Source organism: Chromobacterium sp. CCUG 76385, assembly GCF_059916625.1.
Genome location: NZ_JAUCGU010000002.1, coordinates 226897 through 249434 on the forward strand (window position 1 = coordinate 226897; position 22538 = coordinate 249434).

The 22538-nt window shown below is 64.3% G+C and carries 18 protein-coding genes; 12 read left to right on the forward strand and 6 right to left on the reverse strand.

Annotated features, from left to right (window positions below):
* Positions 1 to 94 precede the first annotated feature (94 nt).
* Positions 95 to 1081: a polyphosphate kinase 2 gene (ppk2, locus tag QUG01_RS02940; protein WP_500828806.1), complete on the reverse strand. Its 987-nt coding sequence runs from the start codon at positions 1079 to 1081 to the stop codon at positions 95 to 97.
* Between the two features lie 208 nt (positions 1082 to 1289).
* On the opposite strand from ppk2, the gene QUG01_RS02945 reads away from it, so the two are divergent.
* The 7 genes from QUG01_RS02945 to QUG01_RS02975 all read left to right on the forward strand — a co-directional run bounded on the left by QUG01_RS02945 (position 1290) and on the right by QUG01_RS02975 (position 9007).
* Positions 1290 to 1991, forward strand: a complete 702-nt coding sequence (locus QUG01_RS02945) for an ABC transporter ATP-binding protein (RefSeq protein ID WP_500828807.1) — start codon at positions 1290 to 1292, stop codon at positions 1989 to 1991.
* Positions 1988 to 3364: an ABC transporter permease gene (locus QUG01_RS02950; protein ID WP_500828808.1), complete on the forward strand. Its 1377-nt coding sequence runs from the start codon at positions 1988 to 1990 to the stop codon at positions 3362 to 3364. The genes QUG01_RS02945 and QUG01_RS02950 overlap by 4 nt, the downstream gene beginning before the upstream one ends.
* A gap of 10 nt (positions 3365 to 3374) precedes the next feature.
* Positions 3375 to 4142 (forward strand): outer membrane lipoprotein-sorting protein, encoded by a 768-nt coding sequence (locus tag QUG01_RS02955; protein WP_500828809.1) that lies wholly within the window; start codon positions 3375 to 3377, stop codon positions 4140 to 4142.
* 3 nt (positions 4143 to 4145) lie between these two features.
* Positions 4146 to 5369 (forward strand): hypothetical protein, encoded by a 1224-nt coding sequence (locus QUG01_RS02960; protein ID WP_500828810.1) that lies wholly within the window; start codon positions 4146 to 4148, stop codon positions 5367 to 5369.
* 9 nt (positions 5370 to 5378) lie between these two features.
* The gene (locus QUG01_RS02965; RefSeq protein ID WP_500828811.1) at positions 5379 to 6401 is read left to right on the forward strand and encodes a sensor histidine kinase; all 1023 of its coding nucleotides are present in this window, start codon (positions 5379 to 5381) and stop codon (positions 6399 to 6401) included.
* 30 nt (positions 6402 to 6431) lie between these two features.
* Entirely contained in the window at positions 6432 to 7154 is a 723-nt protein-coding gene (locus QUG01_RS02970) for a LytR/AlgR family response regulator transcription factor (RefSeq protein ID WP_500828812.1), read from the forward strand.
* Positions 7155 to 7339: 185 nt separating this feature from the next.
* Positions 7340 to 9007: a SulP family inorganic anion transporter gene (locus QUG01_RS02975; RefSeq protein WP_500828813.1), complete on the forward strand. Its 1668-nt coding sequence runs from the start codon at positions 7340 to 7342 to the stop codon at positions 9005 to 9007.
* Positions 9008 to 9115: 108 nt separating this feature from the next.
* Here QUG01_RS02975 and QUG01_RS02980 read toward each other — a convergent pair whose 3' ends face one another.
* Together QUG01_RS02980 and QUG01_RS02985 are read right to left on the reverse strand one after the other, a co-directional pair.
* Entirely contained in the window at positions 9116 to 10042 is a 927-nt protein-coding gene (locus tag QUG01_RS02980) for a 2-hydroxyacid dehydrogenase (RefSeq protein ID WP_500828814.1), read from the reverse strand.
* A 174-nt stretch (positions 10043 to 10216) separates the two neighbouring features.
* Positions 10217 to 11584: an HD-GYP domain-containing protein gene (locus QUG01_RS02985; protein WP_500828815.1), complete on the reverse strand. Its 1368-nt coding sequence runs from the start codon at positions 11582 to 11584 to the stop codon at positions 10217 to 10219.
* A 156-nt stretch (positions 11585 to 11740) separates the two neighbouring features.
* Here QUG01_RS02985 and QUG01_RS02990 point away from each other — a divergent pair, with 156 nt between their 5' ends.
* Positions 11741 to 12250: a GNAT family N-acetyltransferase gene (locus QUG01_RS02990; RefSeq protein ID WP_500828816.1), complete on the forward strand. Its 510-nt coding sequence runs from the start codon at positions 11741 to 11743 to the stop codon at positions 12248 to 12250.
* 4 nt (positions 12251 to 12254) lie between these two features.
* On the opposite strand, the gene QUG01_RS02995 is transcribed toward QUG01_RS02990, so the two are convergent.
* The 3 genes from QUG01_RS02995 to QUG01_RS03005 form a co-directional block, all read right to left on the reverse strand.
* A complete protein-coding gene (locus QUG01_RS02995; RefSeq protein ID WP_500828817.1) occupies positions 12255 to 12647 on the reverse strand; it encodes a hypothetical protein in 393 nt (130 codons plus the stop codon).
* Positions 12648 to 12738: 91 nt separating this feature from the next.
* Entirely contained in the window at positions 12739 to 14214 is a 1476-nt protein-coding gene (locus QUG01_RS03000; RefSeq protein WP_500828818.1) for a protein adenylyltransferase SelO, read from the reverse strand.
* Positions 14215 to 14511: 297 nt separating this feature from the next.
* Complete coding sequence (locus QUG01_RS03005; RefSeq protein WP_500828819.1) at positions 14512 to 16779, reverse strand: YgiQ family radical SAM protein; 2268 nt, start codon at positions 16777 to 16779, stop codon at positions 14512 to 14514.
* Positions 16780 to 17053: 274 nt separating this feature from the next.
* Between QUG01_RS03005 and kdoO the strand changes: the two genes are divergently transcribed.
* The 4 genes from kdoO (at position 17054) to ushA (ending at position 22333) form a co-directional block, all read left to right on the forward strand.
* Entirely contained in the window at positions 17054 to 17905 is an 852-nt protein-coding gene (kdoO, locus tag QUG01_RS03010) for a Kdo hydroxylase KdoO (protein ID WP_500828820.1), read from the forward strand.
* A 251-nt stretch (positions 17906 to 18156) separates the two neighbouring features.
* Positions 18157 to 18765 carry a GNAT family N-acetyltransferase gene (locus QUG01_RS03015; RefSeq protein WP_500828821.1) on the forward strand — a complete coding sequence of 203 codons (609 nt, stop codon included), beginning with the start codon at positions 18157 to 18159 and terminating at the stop codon, positions 18763 to 18765.
* A gap of 149 nt (positions 18766 to 18914) precedes the next feature.
* Complete coding sequence (locus QUG01_RS03020) at positions 18915 to 20597, forward strand: glutamine--tRNA ligase/YqeY domain fusion protein (protein WP_103319346.1); 1683 nt, start codon at positions 18915 to 18917, stop codon at positions 20595 to 20597.
* 92 nt (positions 20598 to 20689) lie between these two features.
* Positions 20690 to 22333, forward strand: coding sequence for a bifunctional UDP-sugar hydrolase/5'-nucleotidase UshA (gene ushA / locus QUG01_RS03025; RefSeq protein WP_500828822.1), 1644 nt, complete (start codon positions 20690 to 20692; stop codon positions 22331 to 22333).
* Positions 22334 to 22538: the final 205 nt, after the last annotated feature.

Consider the following 22538-nt stretch of genomic DNA (forward strand, 5'->3'; position numbering starts at 1 on the left):
TTGGGATTATTTTATGCCATTGACGATTCATACGGCAATGCGCATATGTCCAGTATCTTGCCCGGCCCGTTAGAAAGGTCAGGCTCCGCGCCGATCACGCGCCTGTCATTTCTCCCGGATCGCCCACGATCAGCGGATCCGGCGCGCGGGCGACGCGCGTGTCCTTGCCTGGATAGTCCAGCCGCGACAGGAAATGGCGGATGCAGTTGAGGCGGGCGCGTTTCTTGTCGTCCGACTTCACCACCGTCCATGGCGCGTCGCCGGTGTGGGTATGGAAGAACATCGCCTGCTTGGCGGCGGTGTAGTCGTCCCATTTATCCAGCGACTGTATGTCTATCGGTGACAGTTTCCAGTGTTTCAGCGGATCGTCGCGGCGCGAGATGAAACGGCGCAGCTGCTCTTCGCGGCTGACCGAGAACCAGTACTTGAACAAGCGGATGCCGCTATTGACCAGCATGCGCTCCAGCTGCGGCGCCTGGCGCATGAACTCCAGATATTCCACCGGCGAGCAGAAGCCCATCACGCGCTCCACGCCGGCGCGGTTGTACCAGGAACGGTCGAAGAACACGATTTCGCCTGCGCTGGGCAGGTGGGCGATGTAGCGCTGGAAGTACCATTGGCTGCGCTCCTGCTCGCTGGGTTTTTCCAGCGCCACCACGCGCGCGCCGCGCGGATTCAGGTGCTCCATATAACGCTTGATGGTGCCGCCCTTGCCCGCGGCGTCGCGCCCCTCGAACAGGATGACGATTTTCTGCCCGCTTTCCTTGACCCAGCTTTGCACTTTCAGCAGCTCGATCTGCAGTTCCTGCTTCACCCGCTCGTATTCCGGCCGGCGCATCCGCGTATGGTAGGGGTAGCCGGGCGGGAGTTCGGCCGTGGTGCTGTCCTCGCTGCTGCCGGACGGCGCCAGCGCCACTTGTTGCGCCACCGGCTGTTGGCTGATCTCTTGAATGGTCTGCACCGACGCGTCATGCACGCGTTTGACATTGCGCTGGCGGGCGGTCTGGCGCCGTTGAGGGGCGGCGGTTTCCACCGGTTCCATGTCCGGCGTCTGCGGCGTCTTGTCTTGGTCTGGGGTCATAGGCTGGCCTTTACCATAGAGTAAGCATGGTTTTGATCCTACCCCGCTCGGCCGTAGGTGTCGATGCCGCAGGTCAAGCGTACGTCATGCGACTGGCGACGGCTGAGCGGCACTCGCGCCGCATGGCTGCATTTCGTCGCAAGCCGGAGCAGGGAGCGATGCGGCTGTTTATAGTCCCGGGGTGGCCAATCTTATGAGGAGAGCATCAATGTGGACAGTGGAGATGCGCGGCGTCTGCAAGCATTACCAGTTGGATCAGATCACGGTGCCGGCGCTGCAAGATGTGGCGCTGACCATCCGCCCCGGCGGTTTCACCGTATTGGCTGGTCCGTCCGGCAGCGGCAAGACCACATTGCTGAACCTGATAGGCGGCGTGGATAGACCGGACGCGGGTTCCATCCTGGTGGCCGGGCAGGACATCGTTCATCTGGGCGACGACGCGCTCAGCGATTTCCGCGCCCGCCATATCGGTTTCATCTTCCAGAACTTCAACCTGCTGCCGGTGCTGTCGGCATACGAGAACGTGGAGTATCCGTTGATCTTGAACCGGGTGCCGGCGCCGGAGCGCAAGGGCCGGGTGATGGAGCTGCTTGACGCGGTGGGTCTGGCGGACAAGGCGCGCAACCATCCCGGCCAGCTGTCCGGCGGCCAGCGGCAGCGGGTGGCCATTGCCCGCGCGCTGGTCCATCGGCCCTCGCTGGTGCTGGCGGACGAACCTACCGCCAATCTGGATAGCCAGACCGGCGCGGCCATCCTGGGTCTGTTGCGCGATCTGCAGCGGCAATATCAGCTGACCGTGGTGTTTTCCTCGCACGACCCGCAGGTGATCGCCGCCGCGGACGACCGCTATCAGGTGCGCGACGGCCGGGTCAGCCTGCAGCAGTCGCAAATCGAAAAGGAAATCGCATGAATACCGCCAAACTGGCCTGGCGCAATCTCTTGCGCAATCGCCGCCGCACCCTGGCCACGCTGGGCACCATGGTGGCGGGCGTGGTGGCGCTGTTGCTGTTCGGCGGCTACAACCGCACCGTGCAGTACGGCCTGCAAACCAGCTTCGTCCGCGGCATGGGACATCTGCAGATCCAGCACCGCGACTTTTTCCTGTATGGCAGCGGCAACCCGGCGGCCTACGGCATCCGCGATTACCCGCGGGTGATGCGGGTGGTGCAAAACGACCCGGTATTGAAGCCCATGCTGACCGTGGCGACGCCCACGCTGTCGCTGGGCGGCATCGCCGGCCATTACGCCGCCGGCGCTTCGCGCACCGTGTTCGCCCAAGGCAGCGAGGTGGATGGCCAGAACCGGATGAGGCAGTGGGACGACTATCATTTTGGCACCCCCAGCAAGCCGGCGGCGCTGACGGGCAGCGCGCCCGACGCGGCGGTGATAGGCAAGGGCTTGGCGCGGGTGCTGCAATTGTGCGCCGCGCTGAAAATGGACCACTGCGCGCCGCCTCCGCCAACGGTTGCCGCCGGCGCGGCCATGCCGGCGGACCTCGCCGCGCTGTCCGCCTCCTCGCCGCAACCGAAAGCCGACGGCAGCATCGAGCTGCTGGCCGCCACCGCCAGCGGCGCGCCCAATGTGGCTAGGCTGCAGGTGGTGAAGGCACAGAGCATGGGCGTGAAGGAGCTGGACGATATGTTCGTCAGCCTGCATCTGGCCCAGGCGCAGCGGCTGGTGTACGGCTCGGACGAGCCGCGCGTCACCGCCATCGCGCTGCAGCTGCAGCACACCTACCAGATTCCGGCGGCGCGCGCGCGGCTGGCCCAGTTGTTCGCCACCTCGCTGAAAGATCAGCCGCTGGCGGTGTATGACTTCAGCGAGCTGCAGCCGCAATACGGCCAGATCACCGGCATGTTCGGCACCATTTTCGGTTTCCTGTCCATCCTGATCGGCTGCGTCTCGCTGTTCACCATCGCCAACACCATGAATATGGTGGTGATGGAGCGCACGGTGGAGATCGGCACGCTGCGGGCCATGGGTCTGCGCCGCGGCGGCATCCAGCGCCTGTTCCTGTGCGAGGGCGTGATGCTGGGCGGCCTGGGCAGCGTCTGCGGCATCGCGCTGTCCCTGCTGCTGGCGGCGTTGATCAACCACGCCGGGCTGACTTGGCTGCCGCCGGGGCAGGTGGACCCGTCGCCCATTTATGTCCGGCTGTGGGGCGAGAACGGCATGATGCTGGCCACCGCGCTGGGACTGATGCTGATGGCCATGTTGTCCGCCTGGTGGCCGGCGCGCCGCGCCGCCCGCGCCGTGATCGTGGACGCGCTGCGCCATGCCTGAGGAAAAAAAGATGAAAACGATGCTGATGGCCCTGACCTTTGCCCTGGCAGCTCCGTTTGCCCTGGCCGCGCCGGACGCGCAGACCATACTGGCGGGCAGCGACGCGGTGCGCAATCCGGACAAGCCGTTCGGCCTGATCGTCTCGCTGGTCAGCTACAAGGACGGCCAGGAGAACGAGCGCAGCGCGCTGGCGGTGTACTCGCGCGCCGACCAGAACAGCGGCCAGTTTCGCAGCCTGCTGCGCTTCGTCAGCCCGGCGCGCGACGCCGGCAAACTGATGCTGAAGAACGGCAACGACCTGTGGTTTTACGACCCGGCCAGCAAGGCCAGCGTGCCGATCTCGCCGCAGCAGCGGCTGCTGGGCCAGGCATCCAACGGCGACGTGGTGACGGTGAATCTGGCGCTGGACTACGCGGCCAAGCTGGACGGCGAGGAGGACATCCAGGATGGCGATCGCCAGCCCCGGCATTGCTACAAACTGCATCTGTCGGCCCGCAACGGCGGCGTCACTTATCACGCCATAGATCTGTGGCTGGACAAGGACGGCTACCGCAGCCGCAAGGCCAAGTTTTACTCGGAGAGCGGCAGCCTGCTGAAAACGGCCTATTACCGCGGGTATCGGCAGGTGCTGGGGCGCGAGCGGCCCACCGAGACGGTGATCATCGACGGCCTGAATCCCAAGTGGGTGACGGTGATGCGCAACAGCGACTTCGCCTGGCGCGAGGTGCCGGAAGCGTGGCTGCAGCGCGACTATCTGCCGCGCTTCAGGGCGGAGTGAGCGATGCGCGCCTGGTTGATGCTGGCTTTGGCGGCGCTGCCGGCGGCAGCCTGGGCCGATGACGACGCGGCGGCGCTGCAGCTGGCGGATCAGACGCCGGCGATGAGCGACAAGCCGCGCGATCTGAAGCTGCTGTTCGAATCCGCCGCCATCGTCAACCAAGCGATGCCGGACGCGCAGCGGCTGTCCTTCGATCTGCGTTGGGATGGCCGCTTGAACCCGGACTGGCGCGCGGTGTTTTCGGATCGGCTGGATCAGAGCTTCGTCAACTCGCCGCAGCGTTCGCACGGCGTCAACACGCTGCGCGAAGCCTACCTGAGCCGGGAGTTTGGCAATCAAAACCTGCTGGATATCGGCCGCGTCAACACCCGATACGGCGTCGGCGTGGGCTATAACCCGACCGATTTTCTGGGCGAGGGCACGGTGCGCTCGGTGGTGTCGGCCGATCAGGAAAGCCTGCGCGAAAACCGGCTGGGCAACGCCATGCTGCGCTGGCAAAAACTGTGGGATAGCGCCTCGCTGACCGCGATCTGGTCGCCCAAGCTGGCCGACGCCCCCAGCGGCAACGGCCTGAGCGCGGACTGGGGCGCGAGCAACCCCAGGGAGCGGATGTTGCTGGCTTACAGTTATCAATTTTCCGAAAGCTGGAACCCGCAATGGCTGCTGTTCCGCCAACAGGGCGGCTCGCCGCAGCTCGGATTCAATCTCAGCCATGTGCTGACCGATTCGACCGTCGCCTACGTCGAATGGGCCGGCGGACAGACGAAGAGCGATTGGCGGCGCTGGCTGGGTGAGGAGGGCGGCGGCTGGCGCAACCGGATGGCGCTGGGTGCCACCTGGACCGGCGCCGACAAGCTGAGCTTGACGCTCGAGGGCCAATACGACGGCGCGGCGCCCGAAGCGGCCGATTGGGACCGTCTGCGGCAAAGCCCGTTCTATGGGTCATACCGCCAGAGCATGGCAAGCTCGGCCTCGCTGTTGACGCGGCGCGCGGCCCTGTTGCGCGCCAGCTGGCAGGACGCGCTGGTGGACAATCTTGACCTGACCGCGATGCGGCAGGCCAGCCTGGTGGACCATAGCGGCATGAACTGGGCGGAGGCGCGCTACCATTGGAGCCATGTCGATCTGGCCTTGCAGTGGCAGCGATTCGACGGCGGGCCGCTGACGCAGTACGGCGCGGCGATGCCGCAGCAGAGTTGGCAGCTGGTGTTTGATTATTTTTATTGAGGCTTAATCATGAATGCATTCCAGCGCTGGTCCGGCGTACTTCAGGAGTTTGCCGTCTGCAGCGGCATCAATCTGGCCATCGCTTTGTTTTTTTCCTCATTGGGCGGCTGGGTCCGGCTATACGACAATGTGCTGATTTCGTTTTGCATAGGCTATAGCTGTTGGTTGAGCGGCAGCGTGCTGGGCGGCTGGTTCAAGCTGAATCGCGCCCTGGTCTATGTCTTGGTGCTGCTGTTCAGCGTGCCGTTCGGTTTCAAGCTGGCGGCCTGGCTGGGCGCTTTCGATGTGTTGGCGCAAGCTTTGCGCGTGCCTGAGCGCGCGTATCTGTTTCTGGTGCCGACCTTGCTGGTGGCGATGTTCGCCATGACGATGAGCCTGCTGTACTACCGTTCTCAGGCGCTGGCCGGCGAGCTGGAGGCCACGCGCCGGCGCGAGGCGGAAAGCCGCGAGGCGCAGACGGCGGCGCAGCTGGCCATGCTGCAGGCGCAGATCGAGCCGCATTTCCTGTTCAACACCCTGGCCAATGTGCAAAGCCTGATCGAGACCGATCCGCCGCGCGCGAGCCGCATGCTCGGCTATTTGAATACCTATTTGCGAGGCAGCCTGGCGCGCAGCCGCAGCGCAAGCGGCACGCTGGGCCAGGAACTGGACATGGTGGGCGCGCTGTTGGACATCGCCGCCATCCGCATGGGCGAGCGGCTGCGGGTCAGCGTGGAGGTGGCGGAAGAGTTGAAGGCGCTGCCGCTGCCGCCCTTGTTGCTGCAGCCCCTGGTGGAGAATGCGCTGAAGCATGGGCTGGAACCCAGCATGGCCGGCGGCGAAATCGTCATCCGCGCCGAACGGCAGGATGGTTCGCTCCGCTTGATGGTGCGCGACAGCGGGGTAGGCATCGCCGAAGCGGCGCCGGCCGGCGTAGGGCTGGCCAATATCCGCGAACGGCTGGCCGCGCTGTACGGCCCGGCGGCGCAGCTGCGCTTGTCGCCGGAACAGCCGCGCGGCGTGCTGGCCGAGCTGGTCTTGCCGATTGCATAATGAACGGACGCTTTTGCCAGGAATAAAAATATGCCCACCGCCCTGATCGCCGACGATGAACCGCTGCTGGCCGCCGCGCTGCAATCCGCCTTGTCCAGATTGTGGCCGCAATTGGAAATCCTCGCCGTGGTTCACGATGGCGCGTCGGCGCTGGCCGAGATCAACCGGCTGCGGCCGGACATCGCCTTTCTCGACATCCGCATGCCCGGCCTGGATGGCATGGCGGTGGCCAGGAGCGTCAGCGGTTGCCGCGTGGTGTTCGTCACCGCCTATGACGAATATGCCTTGCAGGCTTTCGACGCGGCGGCGCTGGACTACCTGCTCAAGCCCATCGACGACGCCCGCTTGTTGCGCTGCATCAGCCGGCTGCAGCAGGCCGCGCCGCTGGTTCAGCCCATCGCGGCGGCGCCGGCCGAGGCGCAGCCGGCATACCTGAGCTGGATCACAGCCGGTCTGGGCAACAGCAAGCGCTTGATCGCGGTGGATGAAGTGCAGTATTTCAAGGCCTGCGACAAGTACACCGAGCTGGTGCTGGCCGGCGAGACCCAGCTGATCCGCACGCCGCTGAAGGAGCTGGCGGCGCGGCTGGACCCAAGGCAGTTTGCCCAAATCCACCGCGGGCTGATCGTGCGGCTGGCGGCGGTGCAGGGCATAGAGCAGGACTTGCTGGGGCGCAGCTTTGTGCTGTTGAAACACGGCGGCGACAAGCTGCCGCTGAGCCGCAGCTTCGCCGCGCAGTTCAAGGCCATGTAGGGCGGAAGCCCGCTTGGCGGGCGTTCCGCCGCTGCCCGGGTGGGCGGCTTGATGCTCGGCAGGCGGCATGGCGGTGCGGAGTGGCAGCGCTGAGCGGCCGACCCGCCGCGCCATCGATAAGGCGGCGCGGATGGCGATGAGCTACGCTGACAGCATACTCAGCTCAAAATCAGAAAGCACGCGCGATGTCCGCCCTTGTTTTTCGCCCCCGCCTGCTCGATACCCTTCGCCACTACAATGCCAAGCAACTGAGGGCCGACCTGATGGCCGGCGTCACCGTCGGCATCGTCGCGCTGCCGCTGGCGATGGCGTTCGCGATAGCCAGCGGCGTGCCGCCGCAGGCCGGCATCGTCACCGCCATCATCGCCGGCGCGCTGGCGGCCGCGCTGGGCGGCACCCGGCTGTGCGTCACCGGACCCACCGGCGCCTTCATCGTCATCCTGTATGGCATCGTCAGCAAGTACGGCGTGGCCAATCTGCTGATCTGCACCTTCATGGCGGGGATCATGCTGGTGCTGATGGGGGTGTTCCGGCTGGGGCAGGTGATACGTTTTTTCCCGATGCCGCTGATCACCGGCTTCACCAACGGCATCGCGGTATTGATCTTTCTGACCCAGTTGAAGGACTTCTTCGGCCTGCCCATCGCCAAGATGCCGTCCGGCTTTTTCGCCGTGATGGCGACACTGCGCGCGCATTTCTCCGGCCTGGACGGACCCACCACGCTGCTGTCGTCTAGCCTGCTGCTGCTGATTCTGCTATGGCCCAAGCGCTTGAACCGGCTGCTGCCGTCGCCCTTTGTCGCCCTGGTGTTGGCCACGCTGGCGACCGTATTGTTCGATTTGCCGGTGGCGACGCTGGGCAGCCGCTTCGGCGGCATTCCGCAAGGGCTGCCGTCGCCGGCCGGACTGGACCTGAACCCTGTCCATCTGTCCGATTTGCTGGCGCCGGCCTTCACCATCGCCCTGCTCGGCGCCATTGAGTCCCTGCTGTGCGCAGTGGTGGTGGACAGCCTCACGGCTGACAAGCACGACGCCAATCAGGAGCTGATAGGGCAGGGCATCGCCAATATGGTGGTGCCGTTCTTCGGCGGCATTCCGGCCACCGGCGCGGTGGTGCGTTCGGTCACCAATATCGGCAATGGCGCGCGCACGCCGCTGGCGGCGGTATTCCACGCTGCCTTGTTGCTGATGGTGCTGCTGTTGGCCGCCCCGCTGGCAGCCCATGTGCCGCTGGCGGCGCTGGCGGCGATTTTGGTGTCGGTGGCGCTGAAGATGGGCGACTGGGACATCCGCAAGGCGCGGCAGTTTCCGCCGCACGACACCTTGGTGCTGCTGGTGACCTTCGCGTTGACGGTCGCTTTCGATCTCACCGTGGCGGTGGAAATCGGCCTGCTGTTGGCCGCGGTGTTCTTCATCCGCAGCATGGCCAGCCATACCGCCATCCATCAGCTATTGCCGGAGCATGCGCAACTGTTCGAGCGCCACAGCATCGCCGGCAAGAGCGTGCCGGACGGCTGCGCGGCCTTCCGCATCGAGGGCGCGCTGTTTTTCGGCGCGGCGGACAGCGTGGACATCATCCTGAAGGAAGCGCCGCGCGCGCGTGTGATCATCCTGCAGCTGCATAGGCTGGTGCTGCTCGACACCTCCGGCTTGTTGGCGCTGGAAGCCCTGCGCGCGCGGCTGGCGGAGCAGGGCAAGACGCTGATCCTGTGCGGCGCGACGGATGAGGTGATGGACATGCTGGAGGGCTCCCGGCTGATGGAGCGCTTGGGCGAGGATAATCTGCAGCCGGATCTGGCCGCTGCCTTGCAGCGCGCCGAGGAGGTGCTGACCGATGGCGTGGTGTGGGCTTAGCGTGGGCGTCCGGTTGCGCTGCTGGGGCGGCGGCAATGGACGCATGATCTGGCCGATCAGAAAGTCGATCTGGTTGCTTCGCCCGCCCGCGTGGCGAAGGTCCGCTCCTCAATAACCTTGCGAGCGCTCAACCAAGCCGTCGGCGGCTTGTCCGGCAGCCAGCTGGCGCAAGCGGCGGACGATCTGCTCCACAGAGGGTTGGCGCAGCGTGATCGCGGCGACATGCGGCGTGACAGTGACCGCCGGGTGGCGCCACAAAGGATGGTCCGTCGGCAGGGGCTCTTCCTCGAAGACGTCCAACTGCGCGCAACGCAGGTGCCCGTTGTCCAATAACGCCAGCAAGGCCTGCTGGTCCAGCAGGTCGCCGCGGCCGGCGTTGATCAGCATGGCGCCTTGCGGCAGCGCCTCCAGCCGCGCGCGGCTCAGCAGGCCGCGGGTATCCGGCGTGGACGGCAATACGCAGGCCAGCACCTGGCTTTCGGCCAGCAGCTGGGTTAGCCCGGCTTCGCCATGCAGGCAGCGGATGGCGCGGATGTCCTTGGGGCTGCGGCTCCAGCCGCTTACCTGGTAGCCGTCCGCTGCCAGCGAGCGCGCAACCGCTGCGCCGATCTCGCCCAGCCCCAGCACGCCGACGCGGATGTCGTCCGGCAGCCGCGGCGCCAGCATGCGCCATTGGCCGCTGGCCTGCTGGCGGCGGTACAGGTCCATATTGCGCTGGTAGCCGAGCACGCCGTAACGAACATATTCCGTCATCTGCGCCGCCATGCCGCCATCCAGCAGGCGGTAGACGGGCAGGTCGGCCGGCAGGTCCGGGCGGGCCAGCAGCTTGTCCACGCCGGCGCCCAATGCGAACAATGCTTCCAGGCTGGGCATCTCGGCCAGCAGGCCGTCCGGCAGCCCCCACGCGACGATATGCCGCACGGCCGACCGCTGGGCGTGTTCCAGATCGACGAACTCCCGCTCGGGCATGGCGGCGCGAAACAGCTGCAGATAGGCGGCAACTTCCTTCTGATTGGGAGTGTGGATCAGGATCATGGAGGGCTTTCTTCAGGCAAGAGGTTTCACTATTAAGCGGCGCGGGCGCGCTTTATGTGTTTTGCAAAGCTGATTTTGCCATCGCGCTTCCAATGGCTCTGCTTTAACCGGTATGCGGTGAATGGCGATGCAAAGAATGCAATTGTAATGTCTGCAGAGCGTCCTTTGTAGGGCTTAGGTCAGGCAGATCACATCGCTCTCCAGCGCGTCCTCTTCGCGCAGCACGCCTTCCAGCGCGGCAAAGCAGCGCGGATCCAGCGCGCTGCCCAGGCTTTGCCGCATGATATCCAAGGTGACGGGCACCGGGTTTTCCGGGTGGTAGGGGCGGGCGGCGTGGATGGCGTCGAAGATGTCTGCTACCGTGATGATGCGGGTTTCCAGGGCAATCTGGTCCGCTGTCAGGCCGCGCGGATAGCCGGCGCCGTCCAGCCGCTCGTGGTGCGCGCCGGCGACGCGGGCCAGTTCGGCGAATGACTCGATCCGCCCCAGGATGGTTTCGGTGTACGCGGCGTGGCGCTTCACGGCCTCCCACTCCTCCGGCGTCAGCTTGCCGGGCTTGTCCAGTATGGTGTTGCTGACGCCGAGTTTGCCCACATCGTGCAACAGCGCGCCGCGCTTCAGCCAGCGGCGGCGTTGTGGATCCAGCCCAAGTTCCATCCCGATGCGGTCGGCGTAGTGGCCCACGCGGTGGCTGTGGCCGGCGGTGAACGGGCTCTTGGAGTCCACCACTTGGCCGAAGCCTTCGGCGATCTCGTCCATATAGTCTTCGTCCAAGGGGACCGTGAATTGGGCCGGCTCCAGATCCAGCACGGCCTGCTCGATGTCGTCGGATTCCAATTGGCGCCAGAAGCCATCGTCGCTTGCCGCGCCGCGAAAAGCCGCCACCAGCTCCGGATCGAACCAGCCGCCGCCGCGGCTCACCGCCTCGTCCAGCGCGGCGTGGCGGCCGTGCGTGACGTTGAAGACGTCGATCACCTGGGATAGCAGGGCGATGCGCGCGTTCAGCGGAATCGCCTGGCCGCTCAGGCCCAATGGCCGGCCGGAACCGTCCCAGTGCTCGTCCAGATATTGGATGCCGCGCGCCACGTTTTCGTTGAAGCGCAGCTGGCGGGCGATGTCCGCGCCGCGGTGGCAGCGGGTGTTGATCAGCTCATCCGCCATTTCCTTGCCGCGGCGCAGCACGTTGAGAATGGACGCGGCGCGTTGCCGCCAACCGGCGGCGTGGGTGCCGGTATTGGCGAACACGAAGCCCAGCATTTGCGGCAGGCTGGCGCCCACCCGCTTGAAGTCCTGCTTGAAATCGCGGTCGTCGGTGAGGTAAAGCTCGCAAATCCGCGCGGCATTGCTGCTGCAGCCCAAATCCTTCAGCAGAATGGTGTAGTACAGATCCCACAGCTCCTGCGGCGACAGCCCGATGGCGCGCCCAATATGCATGCCTATCCAGCAGCTGCGCACGCAATGGCCTTCCGGCTGGCCTTCGGTGATGTCCAGCGCGTAACTGAGGGAGCCTATCAGTTGCGATAGCTTCAGGGCTTGCGTCATGGCGTGTCCGTTGCGGGGAGAGAAAATACCATTTTAGTCGCTGAGCATGGCCATTTGGCCATGATGATGGCTGCGCGCGCGGCGTTGGAATAGAGTGGGGAAAATGTCTACGACGATAGCCTCGCGATCAAGCGATCGATACAGGAGTTTGCTGCCATGAAGCGCCATGTCGCACTGGATTTTCTGACCACAGACGATTTCCACGCCATCGCCGAGTTGGGCGCGGCCATCTGGCGCCAGCACTTCATCAGCATGATCACGCGCGAGCAGATCGACTACATGCTGGCCAGCCGTTACATGCCGGAAAAACTGAGTCGCTATCTGGACGCGCCGGACCGCTGGTTCCGCGTGCTGCGAGTGGACGGCAAGCCGTCCGGCTATTGCAGCTACGCGCTGACGGATAAGTCCGGGGAGATGAAGCTGGAGCAGCTGTATCTGCTGGAAGAACTGCGCGGCCAGGGCCTGGGCGGCCGCATGATGGACGAAGTGGAAGCCGCCGCGCGCGCCAAGGGCTGCGCCACGCTGATGCTGACCGTCAACCGCCATAACGCCGGCTCCATCGCCGTGTACGAGAAGCGCGGCTTCACCGTGCGGGAGCAGGTGGTGGCCGATATCGGCAACGGCTTTGTGATGGATGATTATGTGATGGAGAAGAGGCTGAGCTGAGTGGTCAGCCTTGGCTGCCTGAATAAAGCTCCGACATTCCCTGTTGGGCGCGGCCCCAGATTTCCTCGTCGCTCAGCATGGTCTCAATGAACTCGATCGGCACCCCGTCTTCCTCGATGATGGCAACGTGAAAGCCAGGCAGCGGCTCGTAGGGCCCCAGCAACATGTTTTTATCGGCGATGGCCATGGCGAGGCTGGGTACCTTGAATGCCGGATGCGGCACGGTCTGGATCAGCGGATGCAGCGGACAGCCGGCTTCAAAGCGGTGCCACTGGATGCGGAAATCCGCGCTATCGGCATCGGCGGTGTACATCCGGTATCTGGCGCTATAGCGTTCGTTCGGCTTGGGCTCCGTGGTGGGGATGCCCATGTGATGGAATTGGTAGCGCGGATTCATGCAGGGCATCTGGCTTTCGTTCAATTTGGCAGATATGACATTCTGCATAAAGACTGTTCTGGTGTGCGGAGGTTCCCTGTTGCCGCGGACATCACGTCCCGCAGAAGGTCCGATACCCCTCCGCCACCTCCGGCGCGGCCGGCAGCGCATAGCGTTCCAGGCCTTCGCGCTCGCTGAACGGGTCGCGCAAGGCTTCCAATAATTTCAAGCTTGGCCCCATGTCGCCATATTCGCTGGCTGCGGTCAGCGCTTCTTCCACCAAGTGATTGCGCGCGATGTACAGCGGGTTTTCGCGACGCATCGCGGCGGCGATGTCGGGCGGGCGGCGGGTGCGCGGCACATGGCGCGCGTGCCATTGCTTGAGCCACGATTCCAACTCGTTCTGCGATGGGAAGAGCGCGGCCAGCCTGTCCGGCTTGCCTTCGGCCTCGTCGGCCAGATAGCGCCAGGCCAGGGTGTGATCCACGCCATAGGCCGCCAGCAGCGCCAGCCAGTCTTGCAGCAGCTGCTTGTCCGACGCCTTGGCGTCCAGCAGGCCGAACTTGCGGCGCGCCTGATCCAGCCAGTGGGCTTGATAGCGTTCGGCGAAGCCTTCGATGATCTCGGTGGCGGCCGGCACGGCGGAAGCTGGATCGTCCGGCGCGATCAGCGGCAGCAGGGTTTCGGCAAAGCGCGCCAGATTCCATTGCGCGATGGCCGGCTGGTTGCCGTAAGCGTAGCGGCCGGTGTGGTCGATGGAGCTGAACACCGTATCCGGGTGGTGGGCGTCCATGAAGGCGCAGGGACCGAAGTCTATGGTTTCGCCGGACAGCGCCATATTGTCGGTATTCATCACACCGTGGATGAAGCCTGCGTGCATCCAGCGGGCGATCAGCTCGGCTTGGCGCTCGGCCACCGCGCTCAACAGGCTCAGGTAACGATGGTCTTGGTTTGCCAGTTCCCGGTAATGGCGGGCGATGGTGTAGTCGGCCAGTTTTTTCAGCGTCTCGCTTTCGCCGTGGATGGCGAAATACTGGAAGGTGCCGACGCGCAGATGGCTGGCGGCGACGCGGGTCAGCACCGCGCCGGGCAGCTGGCGCTCGCGTTGGACCGGCTCGCCGGTGGCCACCACCGCCAGCGCGCGGGTGGTGGGGATGCCCAGCGCCTGCATCGCTTCGCCCAGGATCAGTTCGCGCAGCATCGGTCCGACCACAGCCTTGCCGTCGCCGCGGCGGGAGAAGGGGGTGCGGCCGCTGCCCTTGAGGGCGATGTCGCGGCGCTGGCTTTGGCGATCAATGACTTCGCCCAAGAGCAAGGCGCGGCCATCGCCCAGCGACGGCGACAAGCCGCCGAACTGATGGCCGGCATAGGCCTGGGCGATGGGTTGCGCGCCCGGCGGCAGGCTGGCGCCGGAAAACAGACGCGCCAGCTCGGCTGCGCTGGCTTGCGCCGTGTCCAGACCCAGTTCGTCCGCCAGTTCGGCATTCCAGAACAGCAGCGCCGGCGCGGGAGGTATGTCCGGCTGCGCGGCTTGCCATGCGCCGGGCAGGTCGCGGGCATAGCTGTGGTCGAAGGCGATGTGGATCATGGCTGGCCTCGTGGGGTCTGTCGTTTATGTTCTTGCCGCGCTGTTTTCCATCCGGTTTGCCGGCGGACATTAACCGCGCCAAGCGCGCTCAAGCGTTCACCAGTTTAGGCGGGACGTGTTGCTATATTGTGCGCTCAAAAGCGGTATGTCGATGGCGGCATGCACGGCGCCATTTTGCCTGTTCGATGAGACAATGGATAGCTCAATGGCATAATTTCGCGCCAAGTTGCCGTTGACGCTTCTCGGCTGAAAAAAACGCCACGCTTTTTGAGAGGCGTGGCGTTTTTTCCTGCTGGATCAGCGGTTGCGGCCGGTTTTGCCGCCAGGCTTGGCCGGCGAGCGGCCAGCCTGCGGTTTGCCGGAGCCCGGCTTCCCGCCGGTGCCGCGCGCGCCGACGGTTGCCGGCTTGCCGCGCTGCCCCCGCGGGGCTTGTCTTGCGCCGGTGGCCTTGCCGCGGTTCATGGTCGCGCCCATCTTGTGGCGCACGGCGGCGGCTTTGTCGCCCGGAGGCGTCGGCGGGATCAGGCAGTGCTTGCTGTGGCCGATCAGGTCGCTGCGGCCCATCTGGAGCAATGCATCGTGGATGATCTGCCAGTTGTCCGGGTGGTGGTAGCGCAGGAAGGCTTTGTGCAGCTTGCGGCGGTAGCCGTCGCGCACCACATCCACCTTTTCCGAGCTGCGGCCCAGCCGCTTCAGCGGGTTGCGGCGCGTGTGCCACATGGTGGTGGCCAGCGCCATCGGCGTCGGGGTGAAGGTCTGCACCTGGTCCAGGCGGAAGTTGTTCTTCTTCAGCCACAGCGCCAGATTCATCATGTCCTCGTCGCTGGTGCCCGGGTGGGCGGCGATGAAGTAGGGGATCAGATACTGTTCCTTGCCGGCCTGGCGGCTGAAGCGCTCGAACAGCTCCTTGAACTTGTCGTAGGCGCCCATGCCCGGCTTCATCATCTTGGACAGCGGGCCGTCTTCGGTGTGCTCCGGGGCGATCTTCAGATAGCCGCCCACATGGTGTTGCACCAGCTCCTTGATGTATTCGGGCGAGCGCACGGCCAGATCGTAGCGCAGGCCGGACTGGATGTTGATCTTCTTCACGCCCGGCAGCGCGCGCGCCTTGCGGTACAGCTGGATCAGATGGCTGTGGTCGGTGTTGAGGTTCTCGCAGATGTCCGGGAACACGCAGGACAGCTTTCTACAGGACGATTCGATCTTCGGGTCCTTGCAGGCCAGGCGGTACATATTGGCCGTCGGGCCGCCCAGGTCGGAGATGTGGCCTTTGAAACCCGGGGTTTTGTCGCGGATTTCTTCGATCTCGCGCAGGATGGACTCTTCCGAGCGGCTCTGGATGATGCGGCCCTCGTGCTCGGTGATGGAGCAGAAGGTGCAGCCGCCGAAACAGCCGCGCATGATGTTGACCGAGTACTTGATCATCTCCCAGGCCGGGATGTGGGCGTCGCCGTAGCTGGGATGCGGATTGCGGGCGTAGGGCAGGCCGTAGACGAAGTCCATCTCTTCCGTGCTGAGCGGAATCGGCGGCGGGTTCAGCCACACGTCGCGCTCGCCGTGCAGCTGCACCAGCGCGCGGGCGTTGCCGGGGTTGGATTCCAGGTGCAGCGTGCGGCTGGCGTGGGCATACAGCACCGGGTCGTGCGCCACGGCTTCGTAGGCCGGGATGCGCAGCACGGTCTTGGCGCGCTCGGCGCGGCGCTTGGCCAGGCGCTCCTCGCGCGATTCGATGCGGATGACTTGCGGCTTGGCCGGGTCCATGCCCTTGGTGGCTTCGGCCGCCTGTTCCGGGATTTCCTGGTACGGATTCAGGTGCGGATCGACGCGGCCCGGCTCGTCTACCACGCTGGAGTCCATCTCCTGCCATTCTTCATCCGGCTTCCAGCCGTGCGGCACAATGAAGGCGGTGCCGCGGATGTCGCGCATCTCGGACAGTTTTTCGCCCTTGGCGGCGCGATGGGCGATTTCCACCAGCGCGCGCTCGGCGTTGCCGAACAGCAGGATGTCCGCCTTGGACGTGATCAGCACCGACTGGCGCACTTTGTCGCTCCAGTAATCGTAATGGGCGATGCGGCGCAAGCTGGCCTCGATCGAGCCTATCATCACGCCTATGCCCGGATAGGCCTCGCGGCAGCGTTGGGCATACACGGTGACGGCGCGGTCAGGGCGCTTGTTCGGCGCCGCATGCGGCGTGTAGGCGTCGTCCGAGCGCGGCTTGCGGTCCGCGGTGTAGCGGTTGATCATCGAGTCCATATTGCCTGCGGTGACGCCGAAGAATAGGTTCGGCCGGCCCAGTTCGCGGAACGCGTCCGCGCTGTGCCAATCCGGCTGGGCGATGATGCCGACGCGGAAACCCTGCGCCTCCAGCAAGCGGCCCACCAGCGCCATGCCGAAGCTCGGATGATCGATGTAGCAATCCCCGGTGACCAGGATGATGTCGCAGGAGTCCCAACCGAGTTGGTCCATCTCGGCGCGGGTCATCGGCAGGAACGGGGCGGTGCCGAAACGGCTGGCCCAGTACTTGCGGTAGGAATCGATCGGTTTGGCGGCTTGCGGAGTAGTCATGCGTTCACGTCTATTTCTGGCAGCCGGCCATTATGCCGCAATCCGGTAAAAAAATCAGCATAAACAATTGTTTATTGTCATGAATCGCCTGGCTGTTTGTAGGGGTTTTGCGCGGCGGGATTTTTCAGGCAAATCAAGGCGCTGACGAGGCTGTCCTGGCGGCGGGCTGCCTTTGTCATAGATTTGGGTGTACCCTTCCGCCTTTGATCGGCGCAAAGGGCCCGCGGCAAGGCTGCCAAGGTTGCCGTCGTTGAGTCTGGATAGGGGGAAGGTTATGGTCGAGCGTATCGTCAGCGTGAGGGGCGGAGAGCAGGGCTTGGTGCAAAAACTGGAGGCGGGCGCCGTGCTGCATGTGCCGGATTTCGGCTTTAGCCTCAATGCTGTGGAGCAGGCCTTGCTCAACCCGTCCATCGCCGATCCCAAGCGCAAGAACATCAGCCTGGAACCGAATAACGGCGCCCTGCACGGCGTGCAAGGCGGAGACGATACTCGGCAAGCGGTGCGCGCCTTGATTTCGCGTTATCAGCAAGCGGCGGCGCAGTTATTGGCGCAAGTGCTGCCGGAGTATCAGGGCAAGACGCGGGCCGCGCCCACCAGCCTGCGCCTGGTAAGGGTGGAAGACCGCAAGACCTCCTGGCGCAAGGACGACAGCCGGCTGCACGTCGACGCCTTCCCGTCCCGCCCCACCTATGGCGAGCGCATCCTGCGCGTGTTCTGCAACGTCAACCCTGCCGGCGAGCCGCGGGTGTGGCGCGTCGGCGAGCCGTTTGAGGACATGGCGAAGACAATGCTGCCGCGCGTGCCCAGGCAATGGCCCGGTTCGGCCGCGCTGCTGGCGGCGCTGAAAATCACCAAGCGCAAGCGCAGCGCCTACGACCACATCATGCTGCACCTGCACGACGCGATGAAGGCCGATCTGGCGTACCAGAGGGATTGTCCGCAGCAAACCGTGCCGTTCGCGCCGGGCGGGGCCTGGATCTGCTTTTCCGACCATGCCTCGCACGCCGTGATGTCGGGTCAGTTCATGCTGGAGCAGACCTTATGGCTGCCGCTGGGGGAAATGGATGATCAGAGCAAGTCGCCGCTGCGGCAGTTGGAAAAACTGACGGGGCGGGAGTTGGTTTGAGCGCATCACCTGTCCTTTAGGATGGGTTTGGTGAGGCGTCGTTTCATTGCAAAATACTGAAATTATTTAGCCGGCGCTTCGCTGAAGCGCCGTTTTCATGGTTCCTCGTCGTTAGCTGATATAGAAATGGGTGCCCACGCATGAACTCCCCGCAAGCCACTCCCCATTCCGCACCGTCCTCGCAACGCTTGCCAAACTGGCGCTCGGCCGGGAAGGCGCCTAACGCACCCATTCAGGGACGGTCAGTATTTTTGCTGCCGCTGGATCCGCCGCGGCATGGCGAAGCGCTGTTCAAGCTGTTTTCTAATGACGAGGCGCATTGGGCGCATCTGCCATACGGGCCGTTTGCCGATGAAGAAAGCTTCATGTCCTGGCTGGCGCTGACCGTATCCGCCGCCGATGCCGCGCTTTATGTGGTGTTCAAGAAGGATTCCAACCAAGTGCTGGGTTTCCTGGGCTATCGGCAGATTGTTCAGGCGCACGGGACCGTGGAGATTGGGCACGTCAATTTTTCTCAGGCGCTGCGTCAAACCCGCATGGCGAGCGAGGCCATGTACTTATTGCTGAAAACCGCTTTTGAATTGGGCTATCGCCGCTGCGAATGGCGTTGCGACGCCCGCAACGCCGCGTCCGTCAAGGCCGCGCGCCGTTTGGGTTTTCAATTTGAAGGCATGCTGCGCCAGGCCATGGTGGTGAAGGGGCGCAATCGAGATACGCTGCTGTTCTCGATGCTGGACGGCGAATGGGATGGTCTTTGCCAGGCCTACGAAGCCTATCTGGCCGATGACAATTTCGATGCGGAAGGGCGGCAGTTGCAGTCATTGGGCCGCTTTATGGCCAAGGATTGCGCATTGGCGTGAGCGTGTGGAAGGGGTGCCGCCCGAGTCTATTGGTTTGAGCCCGCGAAGGCGGGCTTGGCCGGCAAATGACGCGAATCCGCCCGCTCGCGGAAAATGCTGGAAAAATCGGTTACAATGGCCGATTCGCTATCCTTACCCACAGCCAGAACATGAGCACGGAAAACAACGCGCCGGTTGTCAACAACTTCATTCGCAGCATCATCGACGAGGACCTGGCCACGGGCCGCCGCAGCTCGGTGGTGACGCGCTTCCCGCCAGAGCCGAACGGCTTCGCCCACATCGGCCACGCCAAGGCCATCTGCATCAACTTCGGCCTGGCTGAGGATTACCAGGGCCAGTGCAATCTGCGCATGGACGACACTAATCCGGAGAAAGAGTCGGACGAGTTCGTCGAGGCGTTCAAGCAAGACATCAGCTGGCTGGGCTTCAAGTGGAACGGCGAAGTCCGTTTCGCTTCGGACTACTTCGACCGCCTGTACGATTACGCCGTCGAGCTGATCCAGGCCGGCAAAGCCTACGTGGATGACCTGTCCGCCGAGGAAATGCGCCAGTACCGCGGCAGCCTGACCGAGCCGGGCAAGAACAGCCCGTACCGCGACCGCACGCCGGAAGAGAACCTGGACCTGTTCACCCGGATGCGCAATGGCGAATTCCCGGACGGCAGCAAGACGCTGCGTCTGAAGATCGATATGGCTTCGCCCAATATCAATCTGCGCGATCCGGCCATCTACCGCATTCGCCGCGTGCATCATCACCGCACCGGCGACAAGTGGTGCATCTACCCGATGTACGACTACACCCATTGCATCTCCGACGCCATCGAGGGCATCACGCACTCGCTGTGCTCGCTGGAGTTCGAGGACCACCGCCCGCTGTACGATTGGGTGCTGGACAACATCAGCATCGATCACCATCCGCAGCAGATCGAGTTCTCGCGTCTGGAGCTGTTGTACGCGCTGACCTCCAAGCGCAAGCTGCAGGCGCTGGTGAACGATGGCGTGGTGACGGGTTGGGACGATCCGCGCATGCCCACCATCGCCGGCATGCGCCGCCGCGGCTACAGCCCGGCCGGCATCAAGCTGTTCGCTCAGCGCATCGGCGTGTCGAAGAGCGAAAACATCATCGACATGACCATCCTGGAAGGCGCGGTGCGCGAGACGCTGGAAAACGACTCGCCGCGCGTGATGGCCGTGGTCAACCCGATCAAAGTGACGCTGACCAACTACGACGCCGCCGTCACCGCCAGCCGCAGCGCGCCGTTCCATCCGCATCATCCGGAGTTCGGCGAGCGCGACGTGCCCATCGCCCGCGAGATCTGGATCGAACGCGACGACTTCGCCGAAGTGCCGCCGCCGAAGTGGCAGCGCCTGACCGCAGGCGGCGAAGTGCGCCTGCGCTACTCCTACGTGATCAAGTGCGAGGAAGTGGTCAAGGACGCCAATGGCGAGATCGTCGAGCTGAAGTGCTCGATCGACCACGATACCCTGGGCAAGAATCCGGAAGGCCGCAAGGTCAAGGGCGTGATCCATTGGGTATCGGCCGAGCATGCCATCCAGGCCGATGTGCGCTGGTATGATCGCCTGTTCACCGAGTCGCGCCCCGATGCGGTGCGCGGCGAGGATGGCGAATATGTCGACTTCCGCCAGTTCCTGAACCCGGAATCGTTGAAGCTGGTTCCGGCCTATGTGGAGGCTTCGGTGCTGCAGGCCGCGCCGGAAACGCGCTTCCAGTTCGAGCGTTTGGGTTACTTCGTGACCGACCGCTATGAGCACCAGCCAGGCGTCAAGGCGGTGTTCAACCGCACCGTGGGCCTGAAGGACAGCTGGAAGTAAGCTGTTTGGCCATCCATCAATGGCGAACCTCCGGGTTCGCCATTTTTGCGTGCAAAGGCGGCTGTGCCTGCCGCCCGGAACAAGGAGAAAAAATGCACATCGCGCTCAAGTCCGTTTCCCTGTCGCTGCTGGCCGCGGGTCTGTTGACCGCCTGCACTACGCCGCCTGGCAAGAACAACTACCTCGACAAGACCTACAAGATCACCATCCTGCACACCAACGACCATCACGGCCGCTTCTGGCCCAACGCCGACGGCGAGTATGGCCTGGCGGCGCAGAAAACGGTGGTGGACAAGGTGCGCGCCGAGGTGAAGGCGGAGGGCGGCTACACCTTGTTGTTGTCCGGCGGCGACGTCAATACCGGCGTGCCGGAGTCCGACCTGCAGGACGCGGAGCCGGATTTCCGCGCGATGAGCCGCATCGGCTACGACGCGATGGCGGTGGGCAACCACGAGTTCGACAAGCCGGTGCCGGTGCTGATGAAGCAGCGAGGCTGGGCCAGCTTCCCCATGTTGTCGGCCAATATCTACCAGGACGGCCACCGGATGTTCGATCCCTACACCATCTTCAACCTGGGCGGGGTCAAGGTGGCGGTGCTGGGCCTGACCACGGACGATACGGCCAAGATGGTCAATCCGGCGCAAATTCAGGGCATCGAGTTCAAGAGCCCGATCGCGGAGGCCGCCAAACTGGTGCCGGATTTGCGCCAGAAGGCCGACATCGTCATCGCCGCCACACATATGGGCCACTATCCGGACGGCCAGCATGGCGTCAACGCGCCGGGCGATGTGGAGATGGCGCGCGCGGTCAAGGGCATTGATCTGATCGTCGGCGGCCACAGCCAGAACCCGGTGTGCATGAGGGCGGAAAACGTCCGCGACGACGCCTATGTGCCGGGCCAGCCTTGCGCGCCGGACCGCCAGAACGGCGCCTGGATCGTGCAGGCGCACGAGTGGGGCAAGTATGTCGGCCGCGCCGATTTCGAATTCAACAACGGCAAGTTCAAGCTGGTGAAGTATCAGTTGATTCCGGTCAATCTGAAAAAAACCGTCGCCACGGCGGATCGCAAGACCGAAAAAGTGCCGTATACCGAGCTGATTCCGGAGGACGGCAAGCTCCGGACCTTCCTCAAGGCTTACCAGGATAAAGGCCAGCAAGAGCTGGGCGTCAAGGTGGGCGAGCTGTCGGCCAGGCTGGAGGGCGACCGCGCGGTGGTGCGCAGCCACCCCACCAATCTGGGCGTGTTCGTCGGCATGGCCATGATGGACAAGACCAAAGCCGACTTCGCGGTGATCAATTCCGGCGGCATCCGCGATTCGCTGCCGGCCGGCCCGGTCAGCTACCGCGACGTGCTCAAGGTGTTCCCGTTCGGCAGCACGCTGGTGTATGTCGACCTGCTTGGCAGCGAGGCGCTGGATTACCTGAAGGCCGCTGCCAGGATGACGCCGGGCGCCGGCGCCTTCGCCCAGTTTGCCGGCGTGAAGCTCAGGATAGAGGGAGGCGAGCTGCAACAGGCGCTGATAGGCGGCCAGCCGATTGATCCGTCCAAGACCTACCGCATGGCGATCAACAGCTTTATGGCGGCGGGCGGCGACGGTTATCCCAAGCTGAATCAGCACCCGGGCTACGTCAATACCGGCTTTGTCGATGCCGAAATCCTGAAGGACTTTGTCGCCCAGCATTCTCCCATCCAGGCGGCCCGCTACGCGCCGGGCGACGCGGTGCGGCGGCGTTAAGTCTGCGAGCTTGAGATCACCCATGCGGCCCCGCCTTGGCGGGGCTTTCCTTTTCCTGTCGACGGGGCCGTTTGCGTGTGTAGTGCCGACGCTACTTTTGCGCCGGTTTGCCGCCGGTCAAGGAAGCATTTCTTGTCGCGGCTAACCGGCTTGAGGCGACTCTCGCGCCGGTGGTATGGTGGTGGTGTTAGCAGCGTAGGCAGGC